Source organism: Xenorhabdus innexi, from assembly GCF_002632485.1.
Classification (GTDB): Bacteria; Pseudomonadota; Gammaproteobacteria; order Enterobacterales; family Enterobacteriaceae; genus Xenorhabdus; species Xenorhabdus innexi.
In genome coordinates this window covers 1-15,572 of the sequence record NZ_NIBU01000070.1, presented here as the reverse complement: position 1 = coordinate 15,572, position 15,572 = coordinate 1, and the positions used below count along the sequence as shown (strand labels likewise).

Genomic DNA, 15,572 nt, shown 5'->3' with positions numbered 1-15,572 from the left:
AGGGTTGGAAATTAGCAGTCAGGCACTGAATACCACGGAAGGGAAATTACTGTCTGCCGCCGATCTGACAGTGGATACGAAAGGACAAAAACTCACTAATCAGCAAGGTGTCATCGCATCTAATACCAAGACCATATTGGCAACCGGTGATCTCAACAATACCGAAGGGCAAATCGCCGGCAATGAGGGGCTGATTATTACCAGCCAAATGTTGGATAACACCAAGGGGAAATTACTGTCTGCCGCCGACTTGACGGTGAATACGCAGGGAGCAACGCTGACCAACCAACAAGGTACCATCACGTCCAACGCTAAAATCACCCTGACAACCGGTGATCTCAATAATACGAAAGGGGAAATTACCGGTGATACCGGGCTGGAAATTAGCAGTCAGTCTTTGGATAACACAGCTGGAAAATTGCTATCTGCTGCTGATCTGACCATTGATACGCAGGGAAAACAACTGACTAATGCGCTGCAAGGGATGATTGCGGCTGATGCTAAAACCACATTGGCAACCGGTGTTATCAACAATACTGAAGGACAAATTGCGGGTAATAAAGGATTGATGGTTACCAGTCAGGCACTGGATAACACGAAAGGGAAACTACAGTCTGCCGCTGACTTGACGGTGAATACGCAGGGAGAAGCGTTGACCAACCAACAAGGTACTATCGCGTCCAATGCTAAAATCACCCTGACAACTGGTGAGCTCAATAATACGAAAGGGGAAATTACCGCTGATGCCGGACTGGAGATTAGCAGTCAGGCATTGAACACTACAGAAGGAAAATTACTGTCTGCGGCTGATTTGAGCATAGATACACATCAACAAACCCTTACCAACCAACAGGGGGTGATTGCGTCCAATAGTAAAACCATCCTGAAAATCGGTGATATCAACAATGCTGAAGGCCAAATCTCTGGCAATAAAGAGCTAGACATTAGTAGTCAGTCACTGGATAACACTGCCGGGAAATTGCTGTCTGCCGCTGATCTGACCATTGATACGCATGAACAACAGCTTATTAATGCGAAGCAAGGGGTAATTGCGGCTGATGCCAAAACCACGTTAGCAACCGGTATTATCGACAATACCGAAGGGCAAATCGCTGGCAATGAGGGATTGGTCATTACCAGCCAGATGCTGGATAACACCAAGGGGAAATTACAGTCTGCTGCCGACCTGACGGTGAATACGCAGGGAGAAATGCTGACCAACCAACAAGGTACCATTGAGTCTAATAGTAAAACCACCCTGACCACCGGGGATATCAACAATATCAGCGGTCATATTTCCGGGACTGAAGGCGTGGAAATTAGCAGTCAGGAACTGGATAGTACCGACGGAAAAGTACTGTCTGCGGCTGGCTTGAGCATAGATACACATCAACAAACCCTCACCAACCAACAGGGGGTGATTGCGTCCAATAGTAAAACCACTCTGAAAACCGGAGATATCAACAACACGGAAGGTCAAATCGCGGGTAATCAAGGACTGATGATTACTAGCCAGATGCTGGATAACACTGCAGGAAAATTACAATCCGTCGCCGATTTGACGGTGAATACCCAAGGGCAAACATTCACCAATCAGCGAGGAGTGGTTTCGGCTGATGCTAAAACCACATTGGCAACCGGTGTTATCAATAATACAAAAGGCCAAATTGCAGGTAATAAAGGACTGGAGATTACCAGTCAGGCACTGGATAACACGGAAGGGAAATTACTGTCTGTTGCCGATTTGACAGTAAATACGCAAGATAACGTATTAATTAACCAGCAAGGCTTCATCGCGTCTAATGCCAAGACTACGTTGACAGCTGGCGACATCAACAACATCCAAGGTCAAATTACCGGAGATAAAGGGCTGGAGATTACCAGTCAGGCACTAGATAACACCACTGGAAAATTACTGTCTACCGCTGACCTATCCTTAGATATGCAGGATAAAGCACTGGTTAACCAAAAGGGAGTAATTGCATCCAATAGTAAAACGACCTTGAAAACCGGTGATATCAATAATATCCAGGGTCAAATTTCCGGTAATGAGGGACTGATAATTAGCAGTCAGTCACTGGATAACACTGCCGGAAAATTGCTGTCTGCCGCTGATCTGACCATTGATACGCAGGGAAAACAACTGACTAATGCGCTGCAAGGGATGATTGCGGCTGATGCTAAAACCACATTGGCAACCGGTATTATCAACAATACTGAAGGACAAATTGCGGGTAATAAAGGATTGATGGTTACCAGCCAGAGGCTGGATAACACCAAGGGGAAACTGCTGTCTGCCGCCGATCTGACGGTGAATACGCAGGGAGCAGTGTTGACCAACCAACAAGGAGCCATCGCGTCCAATGCTAAAATCACCCTGACAACCGGTGAGCTCAATAATACGCAAGGGGAAATTACCGCTGATGCCGGACTGGCGATTAGCAGCCAGGCACTGAATACCCGCGAAGGGAAATTACTGTCTGCGGGCGATTTAACGGTCGATACGCACAAGCAAACCCTTACCAACCAACAGGGGATGATTGCAGCCAATAGTAAAACCATCCTGAAAACCGGGGATATCAACAATATCAGCGGTCATATTTCCGGGAATGCCGGGGTGGACATTACCAGTCAGGCCTTGGATAGCACCGGCGGGAAAGTGCTGTCTGCCGCTGATGTGAGTATCGATACGCAGGGGCACCAGTTGACCAATGCGCAAAAAGGGATGATTGCATCGGACACTCAAACGACGCTGACCACCGGGAATATCAATAACACGGAAGGCCAAATTGCGGGCAATACAGGACTGACCGTTACCAGCCTGAAGCTGGATAACACCAAAGGGAAATTGCAGTCGGCGGCTGACCTGACGGTGAATACGCAGGATCAGGAACTGCTTAACCAGCAGGGGGTGATTGCGTCTAATGGCAGGACGATGTTGACCGCCGGTGATATCAACAATATGAAAGGGGAAATTTCCGGTGATACTGGGCTGGCGGTTAGCAGTCAGGCACTGAATACCCGCGAAGGGAAATTACTGTCTGCGGGCGATTTAACGGTCGATACGCACAAGCAAACCCTCACCAACCAACACGGGGTGATTGCGGTCAATGGCAAAACGACGCTGACCACCGGTGATATCAATAACACCAAAGGTCAAATCGAGGGTAATGCAGGATTGGAAATTGCTGGTCAGATGCTGGATAACACTGAAGGTAAGTTATTGTCTGTGGCCAAACTGACGGTGAATACGCAAGGAGAAACGCTAACCAACAAACAAGGAGTTATTGCATCTAATGCCAAGACCCTGTTGACCGCCGGTGAAATTAACAACACACAGGGAGAAATTATTGGTGATACAGGGCTGGCAATTAGCAGCCAAGCACTGAATACCAGCGAAGGGAAATTACTGTCTGCGGGCGATTTAACGGTAGAGACGCACAAGCAAAAACTCACCAACCAACACGGGGTGATTGCTTCCAATAGCAAAACTACATTGACCACTGGTGATATCGATAACACAAAAGGCCAAATTATCGGTGATAAAGGATTAGAGATCAGCAGTCAAGCACTGGATAGTACCGAAGGGAAATTACTGTCCGTATCTGAATTGAACATCAACACGAACGAACAAAAACTGACCAATCAACAGGGTGTGATTGTTTCCAATACAAAAGCCACTTTGAAAACCGGTGATATCGACAATACGAAAGGCCAAATTGCGGGTAATGAAGAGCTAACAATTATCAGTCAGGCACTGGATAACTCCGAAGGGCAACTGCTTTCTGCTGTGGATATCAGCGTTGACACTCAAGGTAAGAAGTTCACTAATAGGCAAGGTAAATTAGCTGCAGAGGGAGCAGCCACATTACATACAGGTGATCTGGATAACCAACAAGGGATTATCATTGCAAATACCCAAGCTAAATTGGAAGTGGGAAACCTTGATAATATAAAAGGTCAGATAGCAGGTAATGATGGTATTAATCTGCAGAGTAAGGCGTTGAATAATACCGATGGTAAATTACAGTCAGCCGCGGATCTGATGGTAGATACGCAAGGACAGCTACTCACAAATAAGCGAGGAGCATTAGTCTCTGATGGACAAACTACTCTATATACAGGTGCAATAGATAATGAACAGGGACAGATTCAGGGCGGAACCGGACTGGTTGTTGATACCGGTAATCAGTCGTTTTCTAATCAGCAAGGGGCACTCCTTTCGCTGGACACAACTGATATCAAAACTCGTTCATTAGATAACCATCAAGGTCAGCTACAATCTGTAGGTGATATGTCATTGACTGTGCCTGAACAAATCAACAACGGCGATGGACTTATCCGTAGTGGGAAGACATTGTCTATTGATACAGATGTTCTGAGTAACATAGCAACTCTGAGCAAAGAAGATAAAGGCATAGAGGCAAACAGCCTGTTTTTAACAGCAGGGGAACTCAGTAACAAAGAAGGTGTAGTTCGGACAACTTCTGAACAGGTATTGCATGTTCGAAATTCAGTGGATAATAGTCAGGGATTTATCAGCAGTAAAAATCAGTTGGCAGTGACGGATGACAATAAAAATTCACTCAGAATCGATAACTCTGATGGGATCGTGATTACAGGTAATCAGGGACAGATTCAGGCGAAAAGCTTGAGCGGTGACGGGCAAGTCTTGTCACAGGGTGATATGAGTATCAATTTAAAGAAGACTTTCACTAACGAAAAAATTGTTGCAGCTGATGGCAATCTGGATTTTGGTTCAGCAGGAGAAGTGATCAATAAGAACAAAATTCTGGCTGGTAATTCACTGAAAATAAAAGCGCCACAGATTAATAATACTGCAACGGCTGAAATTAGTGCGGTTAATACCCATATAAAGACGGAAAATTTGATAAACCGGGGATTGATAGACGGTGAACGTACTCATATCGAAACTTCGGCAATGACCAACCAAGGTTCGGGGCGTATTTATGGTGATCATGTAGCAATCAAAGCTGAGACACTGAAGAATCAGAAGGAGCAGGAAAAAAGCGCTGTTATTGCCGCCCGTGATCGGTTGGATATTGGTGTTGATGACGTATTGCTGAATCAGGATCACGCTTTGCTTTACAGTTCAGGTGATATGAAAATTGGTAGCCGCTTAGATGAAAACTATTATGCAGTCGGGCAAGCGGGAAGAATAAATAACTACAGTGCGAATATCGAAGCGGGTGATAACTTATTTATCAAAGCTGCTCTACTGGAAAACAAAGATATTCATCTGAAATTAACGGATAAACCTGTAGAAGTTGGGCGAGAGCATCGTTATCAATTTAAGGGAAACGGTGCCAGTATAACTTATAATGCCACTGATGAAGGTGTTAGCTACGATATTGGTGGACGTGAACATAAGTTATGGACGCCAGGCGGTTTTTACAAAGACTTTGCTGAAATTAAATACGATCGTGTTACTTCTGAAACACAGGTGGTGAATAAAGACCCCGCTACCATTATGTCTGGTAAAAATCTGACTTTAATTGGTTATCAATATACCAATGAAAACAGTCGCATCTTAGCCGGTGGGGATTTGCAAGCAGCTGTGACTAAACTGGACAACCTGGAAGCAACCGGACAACGGGTTATTACCGATATGGGGGATAGTTGGCGGCATTCAAAACCGGGTAAAAGAAGAGCGGGTAGAAAAAAGAAATCCAGCGGGGTCAAGCGTACTACATATGCACCTGCACCAGAGGTTACTACATTACCGTTAAACCTGATGGAATATCAGGCTAATACTCACAGTACTGGTATTGGCAGCTCACCTGATTCCCGCCAATCTCTGACATTGACTGGTAATCCGATGGAAACGGGTCACATTGATATACAGGGCGAAAATTTAAGTGTAGATACGTCGAATTCGTCAATTGCAATAAAAACAACGGATGCAACAAATGGGTTAGAATCCGTCAAAGTGACTAATGCGACAAATACGTTAGAACCTATCAAAGTGGCTAATGTAGAAAATGGGTTAGAATCCATCAAAGTGGCTAATGCGACAAACGAGCTAGAGCCTGTCAAAATAACGGATACGGCGAATGCGTTAGGGAAAGTTAAAGTGGCAGATGCGACAAACGCATTAGAGTCTACCAAAGTAACTAATTCGGCAAACACATTCGAACGCGTCAAAGTGACAGATGTGGCATTAGAATCCATCAAAGTGGCAGATGCGGCAAATGCATTAGAGTCTACCAAAGTGACTAATGCGACAAACACATTCGAACGCGTCAAAGTGACAGATGTGGCATTAGAATCTGTCAAAGTGGCCGATGCGACAAACTCATTTGAGTCTGCCAAAGTGACTGATGCGACAAATGCGTTAGAACAAATCAAAGTGGTGGATGCAGCAAACCGATTAGACTCTGTCAAAGTAGAGAGTGCGGCAAATACACTAGAATCCATCAAATTGAATGATGCCACAAACGCATTAGAGTCTGTGAAAATAGCGGATGCAACAAACAGGTTAGATCCTGTCAAAGTAGTGGATGCGACAAATAAGTTAGATCCTGTGAAAGTAGCGGACGTGACGAATGCATTAGAGCCAGTGAAAGTGATAAGTTCGCCAAACCAGTTAGATCTGATAAAGCCTATTGATGCACCAAACCTAGCAGAGTTTGATAATCCAAACAAAATACAGACGGTTCCTGTCCAGAAAGACGCCTTCCCTGACCAAAAATCGGAAATTCGTCATATTCAAGTAGATACCCATTTACCGAGTAACAGCCTGTTTACAATAAACCTTGGGGATGCCAGCAAACCCTTAATTGAAACTGATCGTCGTTTTACCGATAAGAAAACTTGGTTAAGTACGGATTATATGCAGAAGGAGTGGGGCAACAACCAAAGTAACATGCATAAACGTTTGGGGGATGGTTTCTATGAGCAGAGGATAATCCGTGACCAAATAGTACAGTTAACGGGGCACCGTTATCTTGGTAATTATCGTAATGATGAAGAACAGTTCAAAGCACTGATGAATTCAGGTGTAGCTTTTGGTAAGCAATATAACTTGACTCCAGGTATTTCGCTGACATCTTCACAAATGGCGTTGTTAACAACCGATATAGTTTGGTTGGAAAATCGACAGGTTACCTTACCGGATGGTTCAGTACAGACTGTAGTAGCACCACAGGTCTATGCGCGGGTGAAACAGGATGAACTAACCGGAGGCGGAGCATTGCTGACAGGGCAACGGGTACTGGCAAATACTTTGCAGGATATTACTAACAGCGGGCAGATTTCAGGGAGAGAAATCACTCAGTTGACAGCTGAAAACGTGCAAAATCGGGGTGAAATACGAGGTAATCGGGTAGCGGTACAAGCTCGTGCTGATATCAATAATCTGGGCGGAAAAATCCAAGGGAATGATAGTGTAACGCTATTGGCTGGTAATAATTTGACCAGTTCAACCACTATGGGTAGTCAAGGTACCGATCAGTGGATTGACCGTTCAGCCGGTATTTATGTTACCAATGCACAGGGTGAACTGACTCTTCATGCAAACAATAACCTCACTCTGACCGCTAGTGAAATTGTCAATAAAGGTAAACAAGGTGTAACAACACTGAGCGCTGGTAATGACCTACGTATTAATACTGTCACAACAGAAACAACCCGTAATCATGATTGGGACAGCAAAAATTATCTGCATCAGTATGAAAAAACTGATGTTGGTAGCACATTGCACAGTGAAGGTTCTATGCAACTGTTGGCAGGCAATGACTTGAAAGTGAAAGCCGCTGACGTGGTTGCAGGTGATGACTTACACGTTCAGGCAGGACGGAATGTGGTACTGGAATCCGGGGAAGCACAGCATTCACTGATTGAACACCATTATCGTAAAGATAAAAGCCTGCTTTCTTCTGAGTCAACAGAAAACCATGATGAAGTGCATCAGCGCAATGCATTGAGCACAACACTGAGTGGTAATAAAGTGACAGTGAAGGCTGGGCAGGATTTGCATGTTAAGGGCAGTAATATTGCTGGTACAGAGGATGTTGCATTAGCCGCTGGCCGAGATATTCAGGTAACGACTGCCACAGAGTCATTTACCGAACAGCATATAAAACAAGAGAAAAAATCCGGCCTGATGGGAACTGACGGGGCTGGCTTTAAAATAGGTAAAACCAGCCAGAAGAGTACCATAGAGGATGATGGTGCGAGTGAAAAAGCTAGTGTAATTGGTAGTAGCCAAGGAAACCTTACTGTTAATGCTGGACGCGAAGTTAAAGTACGTGCTAGTGAGTTGATTGCTGGTCAGGATTTAACAATTAGTGGCAGTAGCGTACAGATTGAAGCTGGGCGGAATAAACTGACTCATGATGACGCTCTTGAACAAAAGAGCAAAGGATTGACGCTTTCTTATGGAAGTTCAGGAGGTAGTCTGGCTGTCGCCACTCAAGCTGCTTCACAACAGATAAAACAAGGTGATAACAGTCGGGTATCTGCACTATATGATGTGAAGTCTGCCCTGAGTGTTATTCAGGCGGCACATGATAAGGCAGAAGAGAATCTTCTTGAGGGTAAAGACCCAGTATTGCCATCTCTTACTTTCCAGACAACTGTCGGTAAACAAAAGAGTTCATCCAGCACTCATAAAGAATCAGATGTGGCTATAGGCTCAACCTTAACTGCTGGAAATAACTTATCTATTACAGCCATAGGTCAGGGAGAAGGTCCACTAGCCGGAAATCTTACTATCGATGGAAGCCAGCTTAAGGCTGGTGGAAATATTATCTTACAGGCGGAAAAGGATATTTCTTTATCGGGGGCTGCTAATACCTACAAAACTGATAAAGAAAAGAGTAGTAGTGGCAAGCAACTCGGTGCCAGTGTCAATTTGGGCTTGAGCGGTCTTACTATGGCAAATGCTGATTATCAGGCTAACCGTAGTAAAGCTTTTGAAAAAGACAATGGTACGACATGGGCTGAAACATCAGTAGAGAGTGGTAAAACTATTATACTGAGCAGTGGGCGGGATACTACTCTGGCAGGCACACATGTAAATGGAGAAACTGTCAAGATTGAAACTGGGCGTGATTTCCTTCTTACCCATCAGCAAAATAGTGACTCTCACGAAGCGAAACAGACTGAAACTTCTCTGAGTGCGAGCAAGTCTTCAAAAAGTAAGGAAAAAACTTACAATAAAGAACTTCAACAGACTGTACAATCTAGTACGCTCAGTGGTGATCAAATCGAAGTACAAGCAGGCAGGGATATTGGAGTACAAGGAAGTAATATTGCAGGTACTCATGATGTTACGCTGACTGCGAAGCGCGATGTTACTATCACTACAGCGGGAGAATCTCAGTCTTCTGTTCATCTGAATGAAGAGAAAAAAACTGGTCGGATCAAATCCAAAGGCGTTAGCGCGATGGTTGGGCAAAGTAAGGATAAAGCGACTGCCGATGGTGATGTGAACAGTGAAAAAGGCAGTGTAATTGGCAGCACTGAAGGTAATCTGAGTGTGACTGCGGGGCGTGATCTCTCAGTGCATGGTAGTGAACTCATTGCTGGCAAAGATATGGCTCTGAAAGGACAGGAAGTCAGTATCACAGCCAGTGAAAACCAGCTTAACCAAGCACAATCAGCAGAACATAAAAAAACAGGTGTGAAAGTTTCGTTAGCCGGGACTGTAGGCAGCGCGATTAACACAGCAGTAGAAACAGCCCAAGACTTCAACGAGGAGAAAGAACAAGATAGCCGTCTTGCTGCACTTAAAGGTACTAAAGTCGCATTAAGTGGAGTACAGGCGGTGCAGGCAGCCCGGTTGGCGTCAGAGCAAGGTAATGATTCATCACAAGACAGTGCATTTGGTGTCAAAGTTTCTCTGGAAACTCAATCCTCCAAATCCACGCAAAAACTGCAGCAAAATTTTGCTCAAGGTAGCAATTTAACTACAGGAGAAAACCTTTCCATTACAGCAACAGGTACGGGCGAGAAAGGAAGTGATGGTGATATTACCGTGCAGGGCGGGAAGTTACAGGCTGGTAAAGATATCAACCTGTCTGCTAATCGGGATATAAATTTGGTCTCTGCTGAAAATAACCAATTACAGGATAGTAAGAATAAAACTAGTGGCGGTAGTATAGGTGTTGGTTTTGTTGCCGGTGGTTCCACCGGAATTCAAATCTCCGCAAGCGCCAACAAAGGCAGGGGATTTGAAAAAGGAACAGGAACGAATTATATCGAAACCACGGTCAATGCTGGTAATGCGGTCAACCTTCACAGTGATCGGGATGCAAATCTGACAGGTGCGCAGATAACAGGTGAAACGGTTAAGGCAGATGTGGGACGTAACCTATCTATGCAAAGCCAGCAGGACAGCGATCGTTATGATGCTAAGCAGGTCAACGCGAGTGCATCAGGAAGCTTTACTTATGGCACAATGAGTGGTTCAGGCAGTGTCAACGTCAGCCGTGAGAAAATGCATAGTAATTATGATTCCGTGCAAGAGCAGACAGGGATTTTTGCGGGTAAGGGCGGCTTTGATGTCAAAGTGGGCGAACATACCCAATTGGACGGTGCCGTGATTGGCAGTACTGCGACGGCTGATAAAAATCGTCTGGAAACAGGTACTCTAGGCTTTAGTGATATTGAAAATAAAGCTGATTATAAAGTTGAACACCAGAGTGCGGGCTTTAGTGCTAGCGGTAATTTTGCCAGCAATGCACAGAAAAATCCGTTGGGAACACCAAATAGTAATCCTGCTGGTAGCGGTAGTAATGGCACACTGAAAAACGCAGCAATAGGAATGCCGGTTGGTGGTAGCCGTGAGGGGCATGCTAATTCAACAACGCATGCGGCGGTAAGTGAAGGAACATTAATTATTCGTGATACAGAGAATCAGCAGCAGGATATTGCTGATCTGAGCCGCGATGTTGAACATGCGAACCAGACACTCAGCCCGATCTTCAACAAAGAGAAGGAACAAAAACGTATCCAACAAAGCCGTCTGATTGGAGAAATTAGTAACCAAGCTATAGACATTGCACGAACAGAAGGTAATATTCGCTCGCTTCAGGCTGCTAAAGCTGAATTGGCTAAGAATGAACGATATGAACCGTCTGAAGATGCACCAGAAGAAGAACGGATTGCTTATTATAAAGCATTGCGTGAAACCCAAGCTTATAAAGATGAGCAGAAAAAATGGGGAACGGGCAGCGAGCTGAATAAAGCAATGATGGCGGCCACAGCAGCAATTCAAGGATTGGCTGGTGGAGATTTAACAGCTGCAATCGCGGGAGGTGCGGCACCTTATCTGGCTGAAGTAATTAAAGATAAGACGACAGATCCTAAAACCAAAGAAGTCAACAAAGCGGCTAATGCTATGGCTCATGCGGTATTGGGAGCAGTACTGGCAAAAGCTAATGGTGGAGATACATTAGCTGGTGGTGCGGGTGCAGCGACCGGTGAACTCATGGCACCAATCATTGCCGAACAACTTTATGGCGCTAAGACACCGGAAGAACTTGATCGATTAGATGAAGAACAACGGCAAACCATTAGTGCATTGTCTACATTAGCAGGCGGATTGAGCGCAGGGCTAGCATCAGATTCGACAGCAGGCGGCATAACTGGGGCACAGACGGCGAAAAATGCGGTTGAGAATAATTATCTCAAAGCCAAACAAATCACTTCATGGTTGGATAAATTCAATTCCACTTCCACAGAGGAAGAAAAAACCCGTTTGATTGAAGTTGCCACTAAGGCAGATATCGATCAACAGAATAAAGCGATAGAAACTCGAGTTACCAAAGAGTATCTGGTGCAGCAGCAAGAAGAATTAATCAAACTTGCTCAATCACCAGACTGTAGTGCGGATTGTATAAGCATGGCAGAGTACAGCCTAAAGCAACTTAGTCCGATCATTGATAAATATGAAATTTTGCAAAAAGGTAATAACGTACCTCGAGCAGTAGTTGCCACAACGGCTATTGCTGCGCCTTGGGCGAGCAAAACGATAGCACCTTTAGTGGGGGGAGCAGGCAGAACTACGGCATATTTATTGGGCGATGGGACAGGTAAAATGATGCTCACAACAGGGACGATAGGGGCATCCGCAAATGCTGGAGTTCAATATTGGTTTACAGGCGAAATGAATCCTGTTGATGTGGGATTTGCTTTTGTGACAGGTGCAGTTACGGCGTATACAGGATTATGGGGAACTGTCGGCTGGAATGCTGGTATGGGCGGAGCTGCCAGTGCAGTGAAAGGAGACGACCCATTCGCAATCGGTACAAATGCTATCACTGCAGGTTCAGGTGCAGCCCTCGGGTATGGTGCAGGCAAGGTGCTTAGTTATGGTACTAATCAATATGGTTTATGGAGAACCGGAGGTTGGGATCCGAAATACAATCCTAAATTACAGGGTGGAGCTGTAAAAGGATTATACGGACTTTCGAAAGATATGAAACCAAGCATAGTTCCCGGTATTACAGGAAATATAGGTTCTGCTTTTACAACAGAAATTACCAATACTCAGCTTCAACAGGGAATTAAATATGTTAAGGAGAAGGAGAAGAAGAAAGAAAATGAATCAAAAAATTAATCAGGTTGAATATTTTTTTATTATGGCCATTTTATGTGCAGTAATACTATTTCTCATGGGGCTGTTTATCTACTGCCTATGTGGGGGCATTATTTGGTTATTTGTTGGTGGTGATTTTCTTTTTTCATTTGAGTATGTGAAGAAAATTATTAAAGCAAGCTTGTGGGCTGGTTTGATAGTTGGAATAGGCACTTGGTTTATAGAATATAAGTTACGTAGATAATGTTAAGATCCCAGCCCAAGAGCTGGGATCTTCCTTTTAGCCGTTAGTCCTTCTCAACCAGCCGGATAATCAACTGCCCGTGCTCAATGCAGACTTGCACGGGCTGCCCGGTGGCAAACCCGGCTTCTTCCAGCCAGTTCCCCTTCAAATGCAAACTGGGGTGCTGGCTGTAATGGCGGGTCATGCCGGTGTGTTTATCGGCATGGCGGGTACTGATGTAGCCGACTTTATAGCGGCGCTGGGTTGTCGAACTGCTTGAATTTACATTACAATCGCGGTTAGCCATGATGAACTGTTCTGCTCAAGAAAAATCGGACACTTTTTTGAAAGCCATTTCATATTCCACGGGAGTTAAATCATTATTAGCCGTGTGTAACCGGGTTAAATTGTAATAATGCAGATAATCCAGAACATCCTGTTTCATCTCTGCCGGGTTTTCATGATAGTTTTTGAAGAGCCAATCATGTTTTAAGCTACCAAAGAAACGCTCAACCACGGCATTATCCCAGCAGGCGCCCACATCCCCCTGACTGGCTCTCATCTCGTAGCGACTGAGGAGATCCTGGTATTGCTGGCTCGTGTACTGGCTTCCTCTATCACTGTGAAACACACAGCCTTTTGACGGGTGGCGTAAGTGGTATGCTTTCGCCAACGCTTCACTAATCAGTGTCGTATCTATTTCTGTCGACATCTGCCAGCCCACTATCCGGCGGGAATATAAATCCATCACTATCGCCAGATAGAGCCAGCCTTCCGAGGTTTTTAAATACGTGATGTCCCCGGGCCACACCTCATTCGGCGCCAGCGGATTAAAATTCCGGTTCAGCAGGTTACACGCTGTTGACTGCACTTTTCCTTTGCGCGGCGCCCGATAGCGTTGACGTTGCTTAACGGATAAGCCCAGTTGTTTCATCAACTTCCGGGTTCGGTAGTCACTGATAGTGAAGCCTTCTTTGCGTAATTGTTTTGCCAGCATCCGATACCCCAGGCTTTCCCGGCTTTCTTTAAAGAGCGCCGTGGCCTTCTGATTTAACGCTTGTTGCTCCGCTGAGACTAACGGTACCGGTTTGGCTTGCCAGGCATAAAATGTCGACCGACTGACGTTCATCACCCGGCATAATTGCCGGATGGGGTAGTGGTCGGCCTGCTCTTTAATGAACCAACACCTTACAGCAGTTCTCTCGCAAAGAAGGCGCTCGCCTTTTTTAAAATTTCTTTCTCCATTTTCAGTTGTTTGTTTTCTTTACGAAGCTGCAATAACTCCTGGCGTTCCTCGGACGTTAAGGCACCGGGTTGAGCCTGCTCGATAGCCTGTTTGCGCCACGTATACAGCAGCTTTTTGGGGGATCCCTAACGCGTCAGCCGCCTGGGGAACCGTATAGTGCTGTTCAACAATCAAATTGACGGCTTCTTTTTTAAAGTCATCGGTAAATTTTTGGGGTGATTTTCGTTTCATAAAGACACCTGAGTTAACGTCATACTATTCCTTTACCAAAGTGTCCGAATTTATTAAAGCACAACAGTTTACAAGTTCTTGTAAGAATAGGGCCGGTGCATGTGCAGAGGTATCGGCAGCAGACTCTTTAATACGGCAAGGAGCAAAGCCTGAGGATATTAAATTTACAGAAGCTATACGCCCAAAAGCTTTTAGGCAGGAAAAAGGAAATTTAAATGCAGAAAAAGTAATTGTTGAAACGTGTGATAACTGTAAGGTTACATGGCCAAAAGGAACAAAATAATGAAAGAATCTAGAGAGAATTGGGAGCCAGATTTTGGAACTATTTATACTTGGTTTGCGATGGATAAAAATGGAAAGATCGCTGTAATGGTTAACAATTGTTGGGGCTGGCTACCTAATTCACTTTTATCAATTGATAACTTTGAAAATTTATTAGATGAGCTCAATGAGTATAAATGGGAAGAATCAGAAACGTATGTTAATTATCCTATGAATAAAGAAGGACAAACAATCCTCGATTTGTATTCTGCTCTTGTTCATCGAGATTCTAATTCCAGAAAGGATGTTGAAAATTGGGTTGGTGAGCATCAACATCAAATAAAGGAATTAAGTGAAATTAACATGCCATCACGGAAAGGTTTTTTTATTTACCATGGCATAGAAGGAGATAACCCAGGTCAAGATTACCCTGTAGGCTATGAAGGTGAAACGAAAATGGGAGATTATTTTCGATATCTGGTGCCAACGGTGTACGCCTCAATCGATGATTTCCCGGAAGAGTTACGCCGAGGAATTGTGGTATCTGATACGGTTGATTTTACGGTTGATCGTTTACTGGATATGTGTATTAGTCGTCACTCGATCTGACATTTCATCTTGAAAAGATGAGAGTTACCTACTTTGATTAAAGGTGTTCAAAACTTAAATCAAAACAAAAAGAGGTCACTCTCATGTATCATACTAGTGGTGTATTCTGCAATTAATGACATCACTTTGTATTCCCACGGTAAAGCCACTTAAAAGGTTTAGCTAATACCCGGTTGTAATATTCGATATATTTTAAAATGCATGTCCGTAATATCGCTTTGCTGCTGACGGAAAGCCGCCTGAGCAAATGTCGGGAGACCAGACTGAACCAACATTCAATTTGATTTAACCAGGAAGCGTGTTTGGGGGTATAAACGAATCGGATCCGATGTGTCGGGTCTGATAGAAACTGCATGCGTGTCTCCATGGATTGAAGCGTTCCCCACTGGCCTTTCACTCCCAGTCCCTCATTAAGACCACAGGCTTCGGCAATGAAT

The 15,572-nt window shown here is 44.5% G+C and carries 5 protein-coding genes and 1 pseudogene; 3 read left to right on the top strand and 3 right to left on the bottom strand.

The window, feature by feature from the left end; translation table 11 throughout:
* The first annotated feature begins 70 nt into the window (after positions 1 to 70).
* On the top strand, positions 71 to 12,586 hold the full coding sequence (locus tag Xinn_RS17565; RefSeq protein ID WP_211286028.1) for a hemagglutinin repeat-containing protein: 12,516 nt from the start codon (positions 71 to 73) through the stop codon (positions 12,584 to 12,586).
* Positions 12,570 to 12,809: a hypothetical protein gene (locus Xinn_RS17560; RefSeq protein ID WP_086953040.1), complete on the top strand. Its 240-nt coding sequence runs from the start codon at positions 12,570 to 12,572 to the stop codon at positions 12,807 to 12,809. The genes Xinn_RS17565 and Xinn_RS17560 overlap by 17 nt, the downstream gene beginning before the upstream one ends.
* A gap of 43 nt (positions 12,810 to 12,852) precedes the next feature.
* Here Xinn_RS17560 and Xinn_RS17555 read toward each other — a convergent pair whose 3' ends face one another.
* Complete coding sequence (locus Xinn_RS17555) at positions 12,853 to 13,095, bottom strand: SymE family type I addiction module toxin (protein WP_086953041.1); 243 nt, start codon at positions 13,093 to 13,095, stop codon at positions 12,853 to 12,855.
* A gap of 15 nt (positions 13,096 to 13,110) precedes the next feature.
* Positions 13,111 to 14,265 (bottom strand): annotated as a pseudogene (locus Xinn_RS17550) (IS3 family transposase).
* A gap of 282 nt (positions 14,266 to 14,547) precedes the next feature.
* On the opposite strand from Xinn_RS17550, the gene Xinn_RS17540 reads away from it, so the two are divergent.
* Complete coding sequence (locus Xinn_RS17540) at positions 14,548 to 15,135, top strand: hypothetical protein (protein WP_086953043.1); 588 nt, start codon at positions 14,548 to 14,550, stop codon at positions 15,133 to 15,135.
* A 121-nt stretch (positions 15,136 to 15,256) separates the two neighbouring features.
* Here Xinn_RS17540 and Xinn_RS23540 read toward each other — a convergent pair.
* Positions 15,257 to 15,572: transposase (locus Xinn_RS23540; protein ID WP_211285986.1), on the bottom strand; the 316-nt coding region annotated here is incomplete at its 5' end.

Coding starts and splice junctions, on each gene's coding strand:
- Xinn_RS17555 (WP_086953041.1), bottom strand. CDS start 13,095: ATGGCTAACCGCGATTGTAATGTAAATTCAAGCAGTTCGACAACCCAG.
- Xinn_RS17540 (WP_086953043.1), top strand. CDS start 14,548: ATGAAAGAATCTAGAGAGAATTGGGAGCCAGATTTTGGAACTATTTAT.
- Xinn_RS17560 (WP_086953040.1), top strand. CDS start 12,570: ATGAATCAAAAAATTAATCAGGTTGAATATTTTTTTATTATGGCCATT.